This window comes from Streptomyces sp. NBC_00576 (assembly GCF_036345175.1).
In the GTDB taxonomy this organism is placed as follows: domain Bacteria; phylum Actinomycetota; class Actinomycetes; order Streptomycetales; family Streptomycetaceae; genus Streptomyces.
Map to the genome: position 1 here is coordinate 1,746,620 of NZ_CP107780.1, position 18,957 is coordinate 1,765,576.

The following is an 18,957-nucleotide window of genomic DNA, read 5'->3' on the forward strand; positions in this document are numbered from 1 at the left end:
CTCGATTTCCTGTGGGGTGAGAAGCGCCTTACTGGGATGGGGAGTTGGTGCACTAACCGATGGCGCGCAGATGGTCGCGCAGTCCGATTCCGAAGGCTGTGGGTGTGCCGTCGTAACCGGAGATCAGGGATGGGCCGGTGGCGCAGTTCCAGGTGTTCCAGGTCCAGCCGAGGTAGGACAGGGAGCGGTCGTCGAACCACTTCATGACCCGGTCGACGAAGGAGTGCGCGCAGGTGTTCTCGCCGATCTCGCCCGCCACCAGCGGGACCTGGGCGGCGACCGGCGCGAGCGTCGAGTTCCAACAGCTTTCACTGGCGCAGGAGTTGAAGTTGTAGATGTGCCAGGCGGCGGCGAGATTGCCCGCCGGGTCGGTCGGCTTGTACGTCAGCCACTGGCTGAGGTCGTTGGAGTACGCGAGCCCGCCGGCGAGGACCACGTTCTTGGCGCCGGTGGCCCGGACCGCGTCGATCAGATCCTGCATACCGGCGACCTCGTACCCGATGCCGGGGCAGGTGCCGCCGTCCCGCCAGCAGGTCCAGGCCTGGGCCGCCGTGGAGGTGGCGCGGTCCGGGTAGGGCTCGTTGAACAGGTCGAACACGACGGACTGGTCGCCCTTGAAGGTGTTCGCCACCGAGGTCCAGAAGGCGGGCGAGTACTGCATGTCGGGCATCGGCTTCTGGCAGCTTGCGTGTACGTCGGAGCAGCCGGCCGAGTTGCCCGTGTACTGGCCCCAGGACCAGTGCAGCTCGACCATCGGCGTCATACCGTGCGCCTTCACCTTCGCCACCAGGCTCTTGACGGCGGCGATGTAGTTGGCGCCCGCGTACTCGGGTTTGATGTTGGACAGGCCGAGCCAGCACTCCTCGTTCAGCGGGATGCGTACGGTGTTCACCTTCCAGTCGGCGATCGCCTGCACGGAGGCGTCGTCGACCGGCCCGTCCCAGATGCCGTTGCCCTGGACGCAGGCGAACTCGCCGCCGGAGCGGTTGACGCCGAGCAGCCGCCGGGTGGCGCCGCCGGAGTCGACGAGCTTGTTGCCGGACACGTGCAGAGCGGGTGCCCCCGCCTCGGGGGCCGGCGGATCAGTGGGCGGTGGAGTCGGGGTCGGGGTCGGGGTCGGCTCCGAATCCACGTTGCACGTCGTCCCGTTGAGCTTGAACGACGCCGGTACGGGATTGCTCCCGGACCGCGAGGCGATGAACCCCGCGCTGACGCTCGCTCCCGTGCCCAGCGAGCCGTTGTAGCTCTCGTTGGCCGCGGTGACGGTGGTGTTGGACTGGGACCACTTGGCGTTCCAGCCCTGGGTGAGCTTCTGACCTGCGCCGAAGTCGAAGGTGAGACTCCAACTGCTGAGCGCCGCCTGGTTGTTGGTGATCTTGGCGGAGCCCTGGAAGCCGGTGTCCCACGTGCTGGTGACCGAGTACTCCACCGTGCACGCGGGGGTGGCTCCCGACGCCGTGAGGACCGGTGCGACCGCGGTGCCCACAAGGGCGACGGCAGCGCCGAGCACGACTAAAAGACCTGAACGCGGAGGGTGTCGCATGAGCGACTCCTTGCAGATCGGGCACGCCGTTCGGACGCGTCGACTGACGGAATCGCTCCCACTGGTGTCAACGAAGTTAGCGCCAAGTGACGGCAAAGGACAGAGGGGTTGACGTGTTTCCATCAGATGTCGCCGTCGAATCAATTCGAGTCTTCAAACACCTTGACCCTTGACACAGCTGTCCGCACTATGGGAGCGCTCCCACTGGTTCAAGGCTTGTTGCTCCTCCCCCCATCTCCGCGAGCACCTCCGAGCCGCTAGGAGGAACCAGCACCATGCACCCCCGAAACAGACGCCGCCGCGCGCGGCGGTTCTGGACCGCTGCCGTGGCGGCCCTGGCCCTGCCCCTGACCACGCTCGCGACCGGCACAACTCCCGCACAGGCGGCGGCAGTTCAGTGCAGCGTCGACTACAAGACCAATGACTGGGGCTCCGGTTTCACCGCGGATCTGACGATCACCAACCGCGGTACGGATGTCATCAACGGCTGGACACTGACGTACGCCTACGCGGGCAACCAGAAGCTCAGCAATGGCTGGAACGGCACCTGGTCCCAGTCCGGCCAGACGGTCACCGTGCAGAGCGCGACGTACAACGCGACGATCGCCGCCGGCGCGGCGGTCAGCACCGGCGGGCAGTTCACGTACAGCGGCGCCAACGCGGCGCCGACGTCGTTCGCGATCAACGGGACGACCTGCGCCGGGGCCCACCAGCCGCCGATGACGGTGTTGACCAGCCCGGCCGCGGGCGCCGTCTACTCGCAGGGTGACGCGGTGCCGATGGCGGCCACCGCAGCGGCGGCGGACAGCGCGACGATCACCAAGGTCGAGTTCTACGACGACACCACGCTGCTCGGCACGGACACGACCTCGCCGTACACGTACTCGGCCACCGGACTGGCCGTGGGCAGTCATTCACTGCTGGCGAAGGCGTACGACAGCCTGGGCGCCTCGGCGCCGTCCACGCCGGTCGGCATCACGGTCGCCTCGGGTCCCGCCGTGGTCGCCGTACCGACCCAACTCGGCGTCCAGCAGGGCAAGTCGGCGACGTACGACATCAAGCTGTCGACGCAGCCGAGTGCGAACGTGACCGTGGCGACCGCTCGTGCGAGCGGCAACACGGGCCTGTCGGTGACGGGCGGCGCCTCGCTCACCTTCACGCCGTCGAACTGGAACACGGCCCAGAAGGTGACGATCACCGCCAACGCGACGGGCACCGGATCGGCGGCCTTCGACTCGACGGCCACCGGTCATGCCAAGGCGACGGTCACCGTCACCGAGCTGGCCGCGTCCAAGCTGTACGACGCCCGCTTCCTGGATCTCTACGGCAAGATCACCAACCCGGCGAGCGGCTACTTCTCCCCCGAGGGCATCCCTTACCACTCGGTGGAGACGCTGATCGTCGAGGCGCCGGACCACGGCCACGAGACCACCTCGGAGGCGTACAGCTACCTCCTGTGGCTCCAGGCCATGTACGGCAAGGTGACGGGAGACTGGAGCAAGTTCAACGGCGCCTGGTCGATCATGGAGCAGTACATGATCCCCACCCACGCCGACCAGCCGACCAACTCCTTCTACAACGCGTCGAAACCGGCGACGTACGCCCCCGAGCAGGACCTGCCGAGCCAGTACCCGGCCGCGCTCAACACCGGCGTCTCGGTCGGCACGGATCCGATAGCCGCCGAGCTGAAGAGCGCGTACGGCACGGACGACGTGTACGGCATGCACTGGATCCAGGACGTCGACAACGTGTACGGCTACGGCAACTCGCCCGGCAAGTGCGAGGCTGGCCCGACGGACACCGGCCCGTCGTACATCAACACCTTCCAGCGCGGCCCGCAGGAATCGGTGTGGGAGACCATCCCGCAGCCGACCTGCGACGCCTTCAAGTACGGCGGCAAGAACGGTTACCTGGACCTGTTCACCGGGGACGCGTCGTACGCCAAGCAGTGGAAGTTCACCAACGCCCCGGACGCCGACGCGCGCGCCGTGCAGGCCGCTTACTGGGCGGATGTCTGGGCGAAGCAGCAGGGCAAGGGGAGTGACGTCTCGGCGACCGTCGGCAAGGCGGCGAAGATGGGCGACTATCTGCGCTACTCCATGTACGACAAGTACTTCAAGAAGGTCGGGAACTGTGTCGGCCCGACGGCCTGCCCCGCCGGCACCGGCAAGGACGCCTCCTTCTACCTGTTGTCCTGGTACTACGCCTGGGGCGGCGCCACCGACACCTCGGCGGGCTGGTCCTGGCGCATCGGCTCCAGTCACACGCACGGCGGCTACCAGAACCCCCTGGCCGCCTACGCGCTCAGCTCGTACGCCGACCTGAAGCCCAAGTCGGCGACAGGGCAGGCGGACTGGTCGAAGTCGCTGCAGCGGCAGGTCGAGTTCTACCGCTGGCTCCAGTCCGACGAGGGTGCCATCGCGGGCGGCGCGACCAACAGCTGGGCGGGCCGCTACGCGTCCCCGCCGGCCGGTACGTCGACCTTCTACGGCATGTACTACGACGAGAAGCCGGTGTACCACGACCCGCCGTCCAACCAGTGGTTCGGCTTCCAGGCGTGGTCCATGGAGCGGGTCGCCGAGTACTACCAGCAAACGGGCAACGCGGCGGCGAAGAGCGTCCTGGACAAGTGGGTCGACTGGGCCCTGTCCAAGACGACCATCAACCCCGACGGCACTTACCGCATCCCGTCGACGCTCCAGTGGTCGGGCCAGCCCGACACCTGGAACGCCACAACTCCTGGCGCCAACGCGGGACTTCATGTCACCGTCGCCGACTACACCAACGACGTGGGCGTGGCTGCCGCGTACGCCAAGACGCTGACGTACTACGCCGACCGCTCCGGTGACACCGAGGCGGCGACGACGGCGAAGGCGCTGCTGGACGGCATGTGGACCAACTACCAGGACACCCTGGGTGTCGCCGTTCCGGAGACCCGCACGGACTACAGCCGTTTCAACGACAGTGTCTATGTTCCGTCGGGCTGGACGGGAAAGATGCCGAACGGCGACACGATCAACTCGTCGTCGACGTTCGCCTCGCTCCGCTCCTTCTACAAGAACGACCCCAACTGGTCGAAGATCGAAGCGTACTTGGCGGGCGGCGCCGCGCCCTCGTTCACCTATCACCGGTTCTGGGCGCAGGCGGACATCGCCCTCGCCATGGGTTCGTACGCGGAGCTACTCGAATAGCCCCCGCCGAGCGCTCCGCGGATTGAGCAATGTTCGGCTGCGGATCCGTTGTGGCTGGTCGCGCCCCGCGCGGCGGTGCCGCATATCGGATACAGCCCCGCGCTCCACGAGGGCGCGGGGCAGGCACCGCTCCTTCCGTGGAACCGCTTGAAAGCTCCGCGTAACGCGGTCTCGTCACCGGACGACGAGGCCACCTGGCCGGGCGGCCCCCACCCGCACTGGGGGCCGCCCGGCAACTCTCGCGCCGCATGGAAAGCGCTTACCGTCCGGTGCCTTCCCTGATCCCCCCACCCGGAGAGGACCCCCATGCGAAGAACCCGTATCCTCACGGCCGTACTGGCCCTGACCGCAGGCCTGTTGGCCGGCAGCCCACTCGCGCTCGCCGCCCCGTCCGCCGCGGAGGTGAAACTCGCGGCCGACACGTACACCTGGAAGAACGCCCGGATCGACGGCGGCGGCTTCGTCCCCGGCATCGTCTTCAACCGCGCCGAGAAGAACCTGGCGTACGCCCGTACGGACATCGGCGGCGCCTACCGCTGGCAGGAGTCGACGAAGACGTGGACCCCGCTGACGGACTCCGTCGGCTGGGACCGCTGGGGCCACACCGGTGTGGTCAGCCTCGCCTCCGACACCGTGGACCCGAACAAGGTGTACGCGGCTGTCGGCACGTACACCAACAGCTGGGACCCCGGAAACGGTGCCGTGCTGAGGTCGGGCGACCGGGGCGCGAGCTGGCAACGGGCCGACCTGCCCTTCAAGTTGGGCGGCAACATGCCCGGCCGGGGCATGGGTGAGCGCCTCGCCGTCGACCCGAACCGCAACAGCGTGCTGTATCTGGGCGCACCCAGCGGCAAGGGGCTGTGGCGGTCGACGGACTCGGGGGCGACCTGGTCGCAGGTGGCGAACTTCCCCAACGTCGGCAACTACGCGCAGGACCCCACCGACACCAGCGGGTACGCCAGCGACAACCAGGGCATCGTCTGGGTCACCTTCGACGAGTCGACGGGTACGGCGGGCAACGCGACCCGCACGATCTACGTGGGCGTCGCCGACAAGGACAACGCGGTGTACCGCTCGACGGACGCCGGCGCGACCTGGTCGCGGCTGGCCGGGCAGCCCACCGGCTATCTGGCCCACAAGGGCGTACTGGACGCGAAGAACGGCTATCTGTATCTGCCGTACAGCGACAAGGGCGGCCCGTACGACGGCGGCAAGGGCCAGCTGTGGCGGTACGCGACGGCCACCGGCACGTGGACGAACATCAGCCCGGTCGCGGAGGCGGACACCTACTACGGTTTCAGCGGTCTGACGATCGACCGGCAGAAGCCGGGCACGGTGATGGCGACGGCGTACAGCTCCTGGTGGCCTGACACACAGCTCTTCCGCTCCACGGACAGCGGCGGCACCTGGACGAAGGCCTGGGACTACACCTCGTACCCCACCCGCGCGAACCGCTACACGATGGACGTCTCGTCCTCCCCGTGGCTGACGTTCGGCGCGAACCCGTCGCCGCCGGAACAGTCACCGAAACTCGGGTGGATGACGGAGGCGCTGGAGATCGACCCGTTCAACTCGAACCGCATGATGTACGGAACGGGCGCGACGATCTACGGTACCGAGAACCTCACCAACTGGGACAGCGGCAGCCAGTTCAGTATCAGGCCGATGGTCCAGGGCCTGGAGGAGACGGCGGTCAACGACCTGGCCGCTCCCCCGTCGGGCGGGGCCGTACTGCTCAGCGCGCTCGGCGACGTCGGCGGCTTCCGCCACACGGATCTCACCAAGGTCCCCTCGATGATGTTCACTTCACCGACATTCACCACCACGACGAGCCTGGACTACGCCGAGACGAACCCGGGGATCGTGGCCCGCGTCGGCGACCTGGACTCGGGTCCGCATGTCGCGTTCTCGACGGACAACGGCGCCAACTGGTTCGCGGGGAGCGACCCTTCGGGCGTTTCGGGTGGCGGAACGATCGCGGCGGCGTCGGACGGCAGCCGGTTCGTGTGGAGCCCGGCGGGCACGGGCGTGCAGTACGCGACGGGCTTCGGTACGTCGTGGTCGGCGTCGACGGGTATCCCGGCGGGCGCGATCGTCGAGTCGGACCGGGTGGACGCGAAGACGTTCTACGGCTTCAAGTCGGGCAAGTTCTACGTGAGTTCGGACGGCGGAGCGACCTTCACCGCGTCGGCGGCGTCCGGCCTGCCCGCCGGCGACAGCGTGCGCTTCAAGGCGCTGCCCGGCGCAAAGGGCGACATCTGGCTGGCGGGCGGCGCGACGGACGGCGCGTACGGCCTGTGGCACTCGACGGACGGCGGTACGACGTTCACCAAGCTGTCCAACGTCGACCAGGCCGACACGATCGGCTTCGGCAAGGCGGCGACAGGAGCGACGTACCAGACGCTGTACACGAGCGCGAAGATCGCCGGCGTACGCGGCATCTTCCGCTCCACGGACAAGGGTGCGACCTGGACGCGCATCAACGACGATGCCCACCAGTGGGGTTGGACGGGCGCGGCGATCACCGGTGACCCGAGGGTGTACGGGCGCGTGTACGTGTCGACGAACGGACGCGGTGTCGTTTACGGCGAGTCGTCGGATGCGGGCAGTGGTGGCGGGGGCGGCGGCACGGACCCGACGCCGACGCCGACGCCCACGGGGGCCTGTGCGGTGACGTACAAGGTCACCAGCGAGTGGTCGGGCGGTTTCCAGGCGGACGTAAAGCTCAGCAACACGGGCACAACTGCCTGGAACGGCTGGTCACTTGGCTGGTCCTTCCCGAACAGCCAGACCGTCTCCCAGCTCTGGAACGCCGAGTACACCCAGTCGGGTGCCGCGGTGACGGCGAAGAACGTGAACTGGAACGGGAACGTCGCCGCGGGGTCGTCGGTGAGCTTCGGGTTCACGGGGACCTCGTCCGGGACCAACGGCAAACCGACCGCGTTCAAGCTGGGCGACCAGAGCTGCACGGTCGCCTGAGTACCCAGGGCGCGCGCCTGGAGCGGCGCGCGCCCTCCGACCCAGAGCCTTTGAGTAGCCGTACTCATGCCGGGATTCCCCGTGTCGCACAGGCTGGTCGCACACCACCTCAAGAGGGAGTCACCTGTGCGTAGGACCAGCCGAACCGGCCTTCTGTCGCTTCTCGCCATGACCGGCGTGACCGCCGTCCTGCTGACCGGCTGCTCGATCGAGCAGGCGACCTGCGGCGGCGACGAGTTTCCGGTTCTCACCGTGGGGAGCACCGGAAACGCTTGTGTCCCCAACGGCGAGGACCCGCCGAAGGGATACGCCCGCTACCCGGAGGGCAAGGTCCCCGAGCAGTCCGGCGACAAGTGGGACGTCTACTGGGAGACCCACACACTCGACGAGAGCGGCAAGATCATAAAGGCCCCCAAGGAGTGAGCGACGGCCGCCCGGGCACGCGGGCGGCCGCCCTCACGACGTCACGGCGTGTAGACCGTGGGCCTCGGTGCCGTCGGCATGCCGTTGCCGATGAAGAAGCTGGGGTGTGGGGGCTGGTTGTAGGCGGTGTTCTGCCAGGCGATGCCCGTGCGGTACATCGTGTCGTGCAGCAGGGTCGTGATCTTCGTCGTCGTTTCGATCGGCGTCGAGTAGATGCGCAGGGCCGTGTTGTCGCTCGTCGCCCAGACGACCTCCTCGCGCCAGTCGCCGAAGAGGTCCCCGGAGAGCGCCGGGGTCGCCTTGGTGCTGTTGTTGGAGTGGACGGACGCGCCGGTCAGCAGACGGGTGTCGGAGGACGTGCCGTACTTGTCGATGTGCGTGCCGTCGAGGAGTTCGCGGACCGGGTCGCCGTCCCACCAGGACAGGAAGTTGACGGAGGACGGTTCGCGGCCCTTGGTGGCGCCGCCCTTGTCGCGGATCGAGGAGTCCGAGGCCGACCAGACCTCCGCCCCGTCGTTGCCGGCCCAGATGTCCCCGGCGACTCCCCGGCCGTTGTCGCAGCAGGCGGCGATGCTCCAATTGACGGTGCCGTTGGCCGGGTTGATGTACAGCTCGGCCGGTTGCGAGGTGGACTCGGACACCTTGAAGTACTCCAGGCCCGCGCGGGCCGGGTCCAGGTCGCCGAGGTGCTGGGCGTCGCCGTGCCCCGTCTTCGTCGTCCACAGCCCGTTGCCGTTGTCGTCGACGGCCATCGCCCCGTAGACGATCTCGTCCTTGCCGTCGCCGTCGACGTCCCCGACGGACAGGCTGTGCGAGCCCTGGCCGTCGAATCCCTTGCCGCTGTTGGTGGAGGAGCTGGAGTCGAAGGTCCAGCGACGCGTGAACGCCCCGTTCCGCCAGTCCCAGGCCGCGAGCACCGTACGGGTGTAGTAGCCGCGCGCCATGATCAGGGAGGGCCGGGCGCCGTCCAGGTAGGCGGTTCCGGCGAGGAACCGATCGACCCGGTTGCCGTAGGAGTCGCCCCACGAAGAGACGGTGCCGCGGGCCGGGACGTAGTCGACGGTGCCCATGGCCTTGCCGGTCTGCCCGTTGAACATGGTCAGGTACTCGGGCCCGGAGAGCACGTACCCGCTCGAATTGCGGTAGTCCGCCGACGAGTTGCCGATGACAGCACCCGTCCCGTCGACCGTCGCGTCGGCCGTCTTCATGGCCACCTCGGCCTTGCGGTCGCCGTCGTAGTCGTACACCTGGAACTGCGTGTAGTGGGCGCCCGAGCGGATGTTGCGGCCCAGGTCGATCCGCCACAACCGCGTACCGTCGAGCTTGATCCCGTCGACGATCGTGTTGCCGGTGTACCCCGACTGGGAGTTGTCCTTGGCGTTGGTGGGCTGCCACTTCAGTACGAAGTCGAGCGCGCCGTCACCGTCCAGGTCGCCGACGGAGGCGTCGTTCGCCTCGTAGGTGTAGGCGACCCCGTCGGGAGTGGTGCCGCCGGCGGGCGGGGTGATCGGGACGTCCTTGTATCCGGTACGGAACTGGATCGCGTGGACGGAGTCGGCCTGTTCCACGCCGCCGACGACCGCACGGACCGTGTAGTCGGCCTGGGCCGGTGCACCCGAATGGAAGTAGTTCGTGGAACCGGTGACCGGCGTCGAGTTGACCTTCGTACCGGCCCGGTAGACGTTGAAGGACACGTCGTTCGGGTCGGTGCCGAGCCAGCGCCAGCTGACCAGGTTGCCGCTGTCGGTGTGCACGCTGACGACACCCCGGTCGAGCGCCTCGACCTGACGGGCGGTGGCGGCCTCGGCGGTACCGGTGCCGCCGAGGGCGGTGAGTCCTGCGGCGATCAGTGCGACGGCCGTCACGGCGGTCGTCATTCTGCGTTTGCGGTGCTCATGCGGGTGCTGCACGATGGAAGCCTCTCCGTAAATGAACGGATACCTCTCCGGTGAAAAGAAACGAGAGGGGTTCTGTTCTTCTGTCGCCACCCGTGCGGCGCGAGTTGCCGGGGTCAGGCGAATTCCTCGCACCGCTCCGATGAACCAGATGAATCAGCGGTGTTCTCCCCTTTGGGCTGGTGTAGGGGGAAGCATGAGCAATGGCACATCCGGACCGATCCCACGGACGCCGGAACAGGACCCGAAGCTGGGGATCGAGTTCGATCCACCATGGCAGTCCGAGTCCCGCCCCAGGCATCGGCTGGTCACCATCGGGGACTCACTCACCCACGGGTTCCAGAGCGGAGCGGTCTTCAACACCGATCTGTCGTATCCGGCGATCATCGCCCACGAACTGGGATGGGCGGATCAGTTCCGGTATCCGAAATACGACGGGTTCGGCGGGCTCCCGTTCAACATCGAAATGTTTCTGCGTGACCTCGAAGCGCGCTTCGGGCGGGACGTGAACTGGTGGGAGACGGTACCCGCGCTACTGCACGCCCGGCGGTCCATGGACAAGGCCGAGGACTACTGGGAGCGGGGACCGGGCAGCGTTCTCCCCAGCACCACAGCCATCAACCACAACCTCGCGGTCTTCGGCTGGGACCTCAGGGACGCGTTGGACAAGACCGCGGCCGTGTGCAGCAAGCGCCTTGCCAACCCCACGGACAACCTGCTGCGCCAGGTCGTGAACCACGCCGACGACCTTTCCGCCCTTCGCGTGCTGCCCTCCCCTCCCGACGGCACTCTCACCCAGTTCACCGCGGCCGCCCGCCTCGGCGAGGACACCGGCCGCGGCATGGATCCGGACCACGGCATCGAAACGCTCGTCGTGTTCCTCGGGGCGAACAACGCGCTGGGGTCGGTGCTGGATCTGAAGCTCGTCTGGAGCGACGGCAGAAACCATGCCTTCGAAGACCTCGACCGTAAGGCACAGTTCACCGTCTGGCGGCTCCAGCACTTCAAGAGCGAGCTGGAGAAGGTCGCCGCCGCGGTGCACACCATCAAGGCACGGCACGTGATCTGGTGCACGGTCCCGCATGTGACGATCGCCCCCGTCGCCCGAGGCGTCTCCATCAAGACGGAACGGGGTTCCTCGTACTTCCCGTACTACACCCGCCCGTGGATCGCCGATCGAGACTTCGACCCCACCGAGGACCCGCATCTCACGGGCGAGGAGGCGCGCCAGATCGACGAGGCCATCGACGGCTACAACTACGCCATCGCCGATGTGGTCCGGCAGGCCCGGGACGGCAACGGGGCCGGGGCCGACAAGAAGGACTGGTACCTCCTGGAGATCGTGGCGCTGCTGGACCGGCTCGGCTCCCGCCGCTACATCGAGGACCCGCTCGCGCGCCCGTCCTGGTGGCAGCCGTATCCCCTGCCCTCCGCACTGCGGGCACTTGATCCGGTGCCCAACACCCACTTCCTGACCAGCGATGGTGAACGCCGTGTCAACGGCGGCGTGTTCTCCCTGGACGGCGTGCACCCGACGACGGTGGGCTACGGTCTCATCGCGCAGGAGATCGTGAACGTGATGCGTCTGGCCGGCATCCCGTTCTTCCGGCCGGACGGCGTGACGCCCCGTCAGGATCCGGTCCTCGTGGACTTCGAGCGCCTCATCCGCCGCGACACGCTCATCAACCACCCGCCGGGGAACCTGACTTCAGGACTCCGGGTGCTCGCCTGGGCCGACGAGACCCTTGACCTGCTGCGACGCACCCTGCGGTTCGGAATCTGAGGCATACCGCGCGGCCAGGACGGCGACCGGCCCCCGCCATCCTGGCGCCCGCTCCACATCAGTGAGCACTCCCGAAGTGAGCGCTACGGCTTCCGGAACGCCCGCAGCGTGAACACCGGGTCCGGGCGGGGCCTGTCCTGGTCGGGCAGCGCCTCCAGGCGGGCGGCGAAGCCGTCGGCCAGGGGGTCGCCCGGCGGTAACGTCATGAACCACCCGCGCCGCAGGTCAGCGATGGCCCGCCGGGGACTGCGCCCCTGCCCGCGCCCCCGGAAACGCGCCTCCCCGGCCGGAACCAGCCCGTGCCCGACGGCATGCGCCTCGACGACAGCGGCCGCGTCCGATGCCGCCTGCCGCGGGCGCGAGGCGAGGACGGCGTCGATGTCACTGCCCACGTTGTGCGAGGCGCCCTTGTCGACGGTGGTGACGTACACCCCGCCCGGGCGCAGCACCCGTGCGCACTCCCCGATGATGGCCCGGACGTCCTCGGCCTGGCCGGCGAGATGCAGCAGCCACACACTGGTCACCGCATCCAACTCGCCTTCCGGAAAGGGAAGTCGACGACTGTCGGCGAGTACGACGGCACCTGGGAGCCGGGCGGCGGCCCGCCTGGCCATCGCGTTGGTCAGGTCGACGCCCGCCACCCGCGTCCCGGCCCGCGCCACCGCGAGCCGCCGGGTCACGATGCCCGTACCGCACCCCACGTCGAGCAGGCTGCGCGCTTCTTCGGGTACGAGGCTCAGCACGGCCTCCGCGGCGGCCGCCGCTCTGGGCTCGCCGCCGCGTGAGGCGTCGTACCGCTCCGCCTCCTGGTTGTAGTCCAGCACGATCGCGATCCCGCGGCCCGGTCAGCTCGCCCCATGGCCCGGTGCGAGGGCCTCGACTCTGCGGGCGAGCTCGAAGTCGAGGTCCGTGACAGCACCGCCCACACTGTGGGTGTTCACGGTGAGTGACACGGTGTTGTAGCCGAGGGTGAGGTCGGAGTGGTGATCCAGCTCCTCCTGAACCTGGGCGATATGGATGACCAGCGCCGTCGCCGCGAAGTGCGAGCCGAGGCGGTAGGAGCGGGCGATCCGGTCTCCGTCGAGCGACCAGCCCGGCAGCTCCGCCAGCCGGTCCTCGACCTCCTTCTGCGACAGCGGTTCGACGGGCATGACCACGCTCCTTCCCTGTTGTGGGGTGTCCTCCCAGCGTGCCACAGGCCGGGCGTTCCGGCCCAGGTCAGAAGGGTGCCCGATGGTCGCTTCGCCAGACCGGTCCGCTCGGGTGTCCACGCCCTCCCCGCCGCTCTTCGACTACGGTCGTCCTATGACCACGGTCCGGACCGGCGGCGCCGCCCGCCCCACCGCCTCGGCGGACAGGACGCACGACGGAGTCGGCCCGCTGCTGCGGGCCTGGCGGGAGCGGCGGCGCGTCAGCCAGCTCGAACTGGCGCTGCGGGCCGACTCGTCCGCCCGCCACATCAGCTTTGTCGAGACCGGCCGCTCCCGCCCCAGCGAGGAACTGCTCCTACGGCTGGCGGAGCACCTGGACGTCCCGGTCCGGGAGCGCAACTCCCTTCTCCTGGCGGCCGGTTACGCCCCGCGCTACCGTGAGACCCCGCTCGACGACCCGGCGCTGGAGTCCCTGCGCGACGGCGTCGAGCGACTGATCCAGGGGTACGAGCCCTACCCGGCGTTCGTCGTCGACGCCACGTACGACGTGCTGGCCGCGAACCGGGGCATCCTGATGCTCCTCGACGGTCTCCCCGAGTCCGTGCTGGCGCCCCCGTTGAACGCGATGCGCCTCACCCTGCACCCCGAGGGCCTCGCCCCGCGCATCCGCAACCTCCCCGAGTGGCGCGGGCACCTGCTCGCCCAGATGGAACGCCAGATAGCCCTGCACCGCTCGGCACCGCTACGGGCGCTGTACGAGGAGGTCGCCGCGTACCCGATACCGGAGACGAAGGAGGGCGCGGCGGACCCGTCGGCCGACTCCGTGGACGCATCGTCCGCGTCCGCGTTCGCGTTCGCGCTGCCGATGCGGATCGAGCACGAGGGCCGGCTGCTCTCCTTCGTCTCGTCGATCTCCACTTTCAACACCCCGATGGACATCACCGTCGCCGAGCTGGCCATCGAGACGCTCCTCCCGGCCGATCCGGCGACGGTCAAGTACCTTCACTCGATGATGAGTTGACTATTTCTCCGATTTCTCAGCGACAGGCACGCAGCGAGACGTACTGCAGCGTGGCGAACCCCGCCACGACGGCGGCCTGCATCACCGCCCAGACCGCCCCGGCCGTGCTCGGCGTGAGCCACAGCGCCAGGGCGACGCAACTGACCGCTGCCCAGGCGAGGTTGACCTCGATCACGGCCCGCACCGGCAGTACGGCCGGCCGTTTGCGCGAGGCCAGCCATCCGACGGCGCCCGCGTACACGGCGAGAACCAGGCCGAGTTCGAGCAGCAGCCCCGAGTCGACGCCGAAGAGGCGGGCGAGCGGTCCGGCCGCCGCCAGGTAGGCGACCGCGTTAGCTCCGGTGACCAGCGCGTCCAGCGCCAGGAAGCGGCGAAGCATCACGGGCGGTTCGGTGGTCCGGGCGGCGAGCGCGGCGAACTGGGTTGCGGACATGGCGAATCCCCTCCGACGAGGTTGGGTCGAGGTAGAGCGGCGAATACCGGAACCCGGGTGCCGGACCGGAGTGCGCCGGCCCGGAACCCGTTGGCACCACTCTTCCGCGTGGGCCCGGCGGGGTCGATTACCTCCGGGGTAATCCCCGTGGCCCGAACCTGTCAGGGCGACAGCGGAACGTGACACACTGCTCGCGTTACTTCGGCGCGTAGGGGAGGCGTGGCGTGAGTGAGCGGCGGGCTGCGCCCACCGTGGGCCAAGTGGTGCTCGGGAGACGGCTCCAGGAGCTGCGCGAGGCCGCCGGGCTGAAGCGGGAAGAGGCCGCGCGGGTTCTGCGGGTGGCCCCGGCGACCGTACGGCGGATGGAAATGGCCGAGGTCTCCCTCAAAATCCCGTACGTCCACGTGCTGTTGACGGCGTACGGCGTCCCCGAGGACGAAGTGGCCATGTTCGTGGACCTGACCGAGGAGGCGAACGAGCCCGGCTGGTGGCAGCGGTTCTCCGATGTCCTGCCGGACTGGTTCAGTCTGCATGTGAGCCTGGAGGGCTCCGCCCGGCTGATCCGCTCCTACGAACCCCACTTCGTGCCCGGCCTGTTGCAGACCCCGGAGTACGCGCGTGCCGTCATGGAGGCCGGGACGATCGGGCACACGGGCCCCGAGGCGGTCGAGCGGCATGTGTCGCTGCGCATGGCCCGGCAGAAGCTGCTGACCCGCGAACACCCGCCCCACCTCTGGGTGATCATCGACGAGACAGTGCTGCGGCGGCCCGTGAGCATCGACGGCGAGGTCATGCGCGACCAGCTGGACCGGCTCCTCGACGCGTCGGAGAGCGGCCATGTCACCATCCAGGTCGCCGAGTTCAGGGACGGTCCGCATCCGGGCACGTCGGCGCCCTTCGAACTGTTCCGCTTCGCCGAGCCGGAACTGCCCGACATGGTCTACACGGAGTACCTGACCGGTGCGCTCTATCTGGACTCCCGCCGGGAGGTCGCCGCGCACCTTGAGGTCCTGGACCACATGACGGCGGGTGCCACGTCGGCCCAGCGCACCAAGGAGATCATCGCCGAGTACCGCGACGGCTACTGATCCGCTGATCCGCTGATCCGCTGATCCGCCGGTGCACAGAACCGGCTGCAGGACCTGCGACACGAACTCACGGCACTTGAGGAGCACACACCGCATGACCGCACCCGAGGGCGCGCCCACCCGCATAGACACCAGCAGGCCCCACCCCGCCCGCGTCTACGACTGGTGGCTCGGCGGCAAGGACAACTATCCGGTGGACGAGGAGCTGGCCCGCAGGATCCTCGCCGTCGACGGCACGGTGCTGCGCGGCGCGCGTGCCAACCGCCGGTTCATGCAACGGGCGACGCGGACCGCCGCCGAGGCCGGGATCCGCCAGTTCCTGGACATCGGCACGGGCATCCCCACCGAGCCGAACCTGCACCAGGTGGCTCAGAGCGTCGCCCCCGAGTCCAAGGTGGTCTACGCGGACAACGACCCGATCGTCCTGCGGCACGCCCAGGCCCTGCTGCACGGCACGACCGAGGGCACGACCGACTATGTGCACGCCGACGCCCGCGACCCCGAGACGATCCTGCGCCTGGCCGGCGAGTCCCTGGACTTCAGCCGGCCCGTCGCGCTGTCGCTGGTCGCGCTGACCCACTACCTGGGCGACGAGACCGACGGCGACGATGTGCACGGCCTGCTGAAGACATACGTCGACGCGCTCGCCCCCGGCGGCTACCTGATCCTGTCCCAGGTCACCCCCGATCTCAGCCCCGAGGCCATCGCCAAGGCGGCCGAACACTTCCGCCGCAGCGGCACCCCTTTCTTCCCTCGCCCGCTCGCCGAGTTCCACCGCTTCTTCGACGGCCTGGAACTACTGGGCCCCGGCGTGATCCCCGTCTACGGCTGGCGCCCGGAACCGGAAGACGTCGCCGCCCAGGCGGAGGGCATAGTGCCGGTGTACGCGGGCGTAGCCCGCAAGCCCTGAACGGGCGCGGTCCCGCGCCCCGTCAGGGGCGCGGGGCTGTATCACTGTGCGGCTCCGCCGCGTGGGCGCGACCAGCCACAACGCAGCCGCAGCCCGCACCTACGCCCCCTCCCCCTTCCCCTTCCCGTCACCACCCTCCTCCCGCTCATCATCAACAATCTCCGCATCCACCACCCCCTCGTCCTCCCCCGCCGAGCCAGAGTCACCGGTGCCCCGTCCCGCCGTCGGAGACTCCTGCTGCGCATACATCGCCTGCCCCATCCGCTGACTGACGGTGGCCAGCTTCTCGACACCGGCCCGCAACGCGCTGACGTCGGTCTCCTCGGACAGAAGCCCCTTCACCTCGGCAACGGCCTCCGCGACCTCGGACTTCGCGTCCGCCGGCACCCGCTCCTCGTTGTCCCGTACGAACTTCTCGGTCTGGTAGACGAGTTGCTCGGCCTGGTTGCGCGCCTCGGCCGCCTCCCGGCGCCTGCGGTCCTCGTCGGCGTACTGTTCGGCCTCGCGCATCATGCGGTCGATGTCGTCCTTGGGGAGTGCGGAGCCGCCCGTGACGGTCATCTTCTGTTCCCGGCCGGTGGCCAGATCCTTCGCCGAGACGTGCATGATCCCGTTGGCGTCGATGTCGAAGGCGACCTCGATCTGCGGCACGCCGCGCGGGGCCGGCGGCAGCCCGGTGAGGTCGAAGACGCCCAACTTCTTGTTGTACGCGGCGATTTCACGCTCGCCCTGGTAGACCTGGATACCGACCGAGGGCTGGTTGTCGGTAGCCGTCGTGAAGATCTCCGAACGCCGGGTGGGGATCGTGGTGTTGCGCTCGATGAGTTTGGTCATGATGCCGCCCTTGGTCTCGATACCGAGGGACAGCGGGGTGACGTCGAGCAGCAGGACGTCCTTCACGTCACCGCGGATGACACCCGCCTGGAGGGTGGCTCCCAGGGCGACCACCTCGTCCGGGTTGACGCCCTTGTGCGGTTCCTTGCCGGTGAGTTCCTTGACCAGTTCGGTGACGGCGGGCATCCGGGTCGAGCCGCCGACCAGGATCACATGGTCGATCGCGGAGAGCTGCACACCCGCGTCCTTGATCGCCTGGCTGAAGGGCTTCTTGCAGCGGTCGAGCAGGTCGGCGGTGAGCTCCTGGAACTGAGAGCGCGTCAGTTTCTCCTCAAGGTGCAGGGGGCCCTCGACGGAGGCCGTGATGTACGGCAGATTGACGGTCGTCTCGGTTGAACTCGACAGCTCGATCTTCGCCTTCTCGGCGCCCTCGCGCAGCCTTTGCAGCGCCATCTTGTCGCCGCCGAGATCGACGCCCCGCTGCCCCTTGAACCGTTTGACGAGGTGGTCGACGATCCGCTGGTCCCAGTCGTCACCGCCGAGCCCGGTGTCGCCGTTGGTCGCCTTGACCTCGATGACGCCGTCGCCGATCTCCAGGAGCGACACGTCGAAGGTGCCGCCGCCCAGGTCGAAGACGAGCACGGTCTGCTCCTCGCCCCGGTCCAGGCCGTACGCGAGGGCGGCGGCGGTCGGCTCGTTGATGATCCGCAGCACCTTCAGGCCGGCGATCTCCCCGGCCTCCTTGGTGGCCTGCCGCTGGGAGTCGTCGAAGTACGCCGGCACCGTGATCACCGCGTCCGAGACGTCCTCGCCGAGATACGCCTCCGCGTCCCGCTTCAGCTTCTGCAGCACGCGCGCGGAGAGTTCCTGGGCGCGGTAGCTGGTGCCGTCCACGGAGCCCTGCTCGGGGAACCGCCAGTGCCCGTCGCCCATATGGCGTTTGACGGAGCGGGCCGTGCGCTCCACGTTCGTCACGGCCTGCCGCTTGGCGACCTCGCCGACGAGCACCTCGCCGTTCTTCGCGAAGGCCACGACGGACGGTGTGGTCCTCGCCCCCTCGGCGTTCGCGACGACGGTGGGGTCACCGCCCTCCAGTACGGCCACCACCGAGTTCGTGGTCCCCAGATCGATCCCGACCGCACGTGCCATAGCTGTCCCCTTCCTCCGGGCCCCTCCTATGGGGTACCCGGAAACGACGCTGCCGCGCACCTCGGATCGAGGGGCGCGGCAGCGGGCGTTGAGGAACGTCAGGCGAGCTTCGCCGACAGGGTGATCGTCGTACCGGTCAGGGCCTTGCTGACCGGGCAGTTCTCCTTGGCGTCCTCGGCGGCGGCGACGAAGGCGTCCTCGTCGAGGCCGGGCACGGTGCCCTCCACGGTGAGGTGGATGCCGGTGATGCCCTCACCCGGCTGGAAGGTGACGTCGGCCGAGGTCAGGAGCTTGGTCGCCGGGGTTCCGGCGCCGGCCAGGGCGTGCGAGAACGCCATGGAGAAGCAGCTGGAGTGGGCGGCGGCGATCAGCTCCTCGGGGCTGGTCTTGCCGTTCGCGTCCTGGGCGCGCGAGGCCCATGTCACGGGCTGCTCGGCGATGGCACCGGAGGAGTCGAAGGTGACAACGCCGTTGCCCTCCAGCAGGTTGCCTTCCCAGACGGTGTGTGCAGAGCGCGTGGTAGCCACGGTTCTTCCTTTCGCGTGTGGTCCCGATGC

General features: G+C 68.7%; 14 protein-coding genes. 7 read left to right on the forward strand and 7 right to left on the reverse strand.

What is annotated here, in order from left to right:
- Positions 1-52: 52 nt before the first annotated feature.
- Positions 53-1,543: a cellulase family glycosylhydrolase gene (locus OG734_RS07415; RefSeq protein ID WP_330286665.1), complete on the reverse strand. Its 1,491-nt coding sequence runs from the start codon at positions 1,541-1,543 to the stop codon at positions 53-55.
- A gap of 275 nt (positions 1,544-1,818) precedes the next feature.
- Here OG734_RS07415 and OG734_RS07420 point away from each other — a divergent pair, with 275 nt between their 5' ends.
- From OG734_RS07420 to OG734_RS07430, 3 genes are all read left to right on the forward strand, one after another.
- Positions 1,819-4,734, forward strand: a complete 2,916-nt coding sequence (locus OG734_RS07420; protein ID WP_330286666.1) for a glycoside hydrolase family 48 protein — start codon at positions 1,819-1,821, stop codon at positions 4,732-4,734.
- Between the two features lie 306 nt (positions 4,735-5,040).
- Complete coding sequence (locus OG734_RS07425) at positions 5,041-7,713, forward strand: cellulose binding domain-containing protein (RefSeq protein ID WP_330286667.1); 2,673 nt, start codon at positions 5,041-5,043, stop codon at positions 7,711-7,713.
- Positions 7,714-7,881: 168 nt separating this feature from the next.
- Positions 7,882-8,136, forward strand: a complete 255-nt coding sequence (locus OG734_RS07430) for an SCO0607 family lipoprotein (protein ID WP_330286668.1) — start codon at positions 7,882-7,884, stop codon at positions 8,134-8,136.
- A gap of 41 nt (positions 8,137-8,177) precedes the next feature.
- Here the strand turns inward: OG734_RS07430 and OG734_RS07435 are convergent, their stop codons facing one another.
- Positions 8,178-10,013 (reverse strand): rhamnogalacturonan lyase, encoded by a 1,836-nt coding sequence (locus OG734_RS07435; protein ID WP_330293594.1) that lies wholly within the window; start codon positions 10,011-10,013, stop codon positions 8,178-8,180.
- Between the two features lie 214 nt (positions 10,014-10,227).
- Here OG734_RS07435 and OG734_RS07440 point away from each other — a divergent pair, with 214 nt between their 5' ends.
- The gene (locus tag OG734_RS07440; protein WP_330286669.1) at positions 10,228-11,814 is read left to right on the forward strand and encodes a hypothetical protein; all 1,587 of its coding nucleotides are present in this window, start codon (positions 10,228-10,230) and stop codon (positions 11,812-11,814) included.
- Positions 11,815-11,897: 83 nt separating this feature from the next.
- Here OG734_RS07440 and OG734_RS07445 read toward each other — a convergent pair whose 3' ends face one another.
- Together OG734_RS07445 and OG734_RS07450 are read right to left on the reverse strand one after the other, a co-directional pair.
- A complete protein-coding gene (locus OG734_RS07445; RefSeq protein WP_330286670.1) occupies positions 11,898-12,638 on the reverse strand; it encodes a class I SAM-dependent methyltransferase in 741 nt (246 codons plus the stop codon).
- 21 nt (positions 12,639-12,659) lie between these two features.
- Positions 12,660-12,965 (reverse strand): 4a-hydroxytetrahydrobiopterin dehydratase, encoded by a 306-nt coding sequence (locus OG734_RS07450; RefSeq protein ID WP_330286671.1) that lies wholly within the window; start codon positions 12,963-12,965, stop codon positions 12,660-12,662.
- Between the two features lie 154 nt (positions 12,966-13,119).
- Between OG734_RS07450 and OG734_RS07455 the strand changes: the two genes are divergently transcribed.
- On the forward strand, positions 13,120-13,986 hold the full coding sequence (locus tag OG734_RS07455; RefSeq protein WP_330286672.1) for a helix-turn-helix domain-containing protein: 867 nt from the start codon (positions 13,120-13,122) through the stop codon (positions 13,984-13,986).
- Between the two features lie 16 nt (positions 13,987-14,002).
- On the opposite strand, the gene OG734_RS07460 is transcribed toward OG734_RS07455, so the two are convergent.
- Positions 14,003-14,419 carry a hypothetical protein gene (locus tag OG734_RS07460; protein ID WP_330286673.1) on the reverse strand — a complete coding sequence of 139 codons (417 nt, stop codon included), beginning with the start codon at positions 14,417-14,419 and terminating at the stop codon, positions 14,003-14,005.
- Positions 14,420-14,643: 224 nt separating this feature from the next.
- Between OG734_RS07460 and OG734_RS07465 the strand changes: the two genes are divergently transcribed.
- Both OG734_RS07465 and OG734_RS07470 read left to right on the forward strand, forming a co-directional pair.
- Complete coding sequence (locus OG734_RS07465; protein WP_330286674.1) at positions 14,644-15,507, forward strand: helix-turn-helix domain-containing protein; 864 nt, start codon at positions 14,644-14,646, stop codon at positions 15,505-15,507.
- A 94-nt stretch (positions 15,508-15,601) separates the two neighbouring features.
- Positions 15,602-16,417: an SAM-dependent methyltransferase gene (locus tag OG734_RS07470; protein ID WP_330286675.1), complete on the forward strand. Its 816-nt coding sequence runs from the start codon at positions 15,602-15,604 to the stop codon at positions 16,415-16,417.
- Between the two features lie 99 nt (positions 16,418-16,516).
- Here OG734_RS07470 and dnaK read toward each other — a convergent pair whose 3' ends face one another.
- Together dnaK and OG734_RS07480 are read right to left on the reverse strand one after the other, a co-directional pair.
- Complete coding sequence (gene dnaK, locus OG734_RS07475; protein ID WP_330286676.1) at positions 16,517-18,400, reverse strand: molecular chaperone DnaK; 1,884 nt, start codon at positions 18,398-18,400, stop codon at positions 16,517-16,519.
- Between the two features lie 98 nt (positions 18,401-18,498).
- Entirely contained in the window at positions 18,499-18,927 is a 429-nt protein-coding gene (locus OG734_RS07480; RefSeq protein ID WP_330286677.1) for an OsmC family protein, read from the reverse strand.
- Positions 18,928-18,957: the final 30 nt, after the last annotated feature.

Coding starts and splice junctions, on each gene's coding strand:
- OG734_RS07415 (WP_330286665.1), bottom strand. CDS start 1,543: ATGCGACACCCTCCGCGTTCAGGTCTTTTAGTCGTGCTCGGCGCTGCC.
- OG734_RS07420 (WP_330286666.1), top strand. CDS start 1,819: ATGCACCCCCGAAACAGACGCCGCCGCGCGCGGCGGTTCTGGACCGCT.
- OG734_RS07425 (WP_330286667.1), top strand. CDS start 5,041: ATGCGAAGAACCCGTATCCTCACGGCCGTACTGGCCCTGACCGCAGGC.
- OG734_RS07430 (WP_330286668.1), top strand. CDS start 7,882: ATGACCGGCGTGACCGCCGTCCTGCTGACCGGCTGCTCGATCGAGCAG.
- OG734_RS07435 (WP_330293594.1), bottom strand. CDS start 10,013: ATGACGACCGCCGTGACGGCCGTCGCACTGATCGCCGCAGGACTCACC.
- OG734_RS07440 (WP_330286669.1), top strand. CDS start 10,228: ATGAGCAATGGCACATCCGGACCGATCCCACGGACGCCGGAACAGGAC.
- OG734_RS07450 (WP_330286671.1), bottom strand. CDS start 12,965: ATGCCCGTCGAACCGCTGTCGCAGAAGGAGGTCGAGGACCGGCTGGCG.
- OG734_RS07455 (WP_330286672.1), top strand. CDS start 13,120: ATGACCACGGTCCGGACCGGCGGCGCCGCCCGCCCCACCGCCTCGGCG.
- OG734_RS07460 (WP_330286673.1), bottom strand. CDS start 14,419: ATGTCCGCAACCCAGTTCGCCGCGCTCGCCGCCCGGACCACCGAACCG.
- OG734_RS07470 (WP_330286675.1), top strand. CDS start 15,602: ATGACCGCACCCGAGGGCGCGCCCACCCGCATAGACACCAGCAGGCCC.
- dnaK (WP_330286676.1), bottom strand. CDS start 18,400: ATGGCACGTGCGGTCGGGATCGATCTGGGGACCACGAACTCGGTGGTG.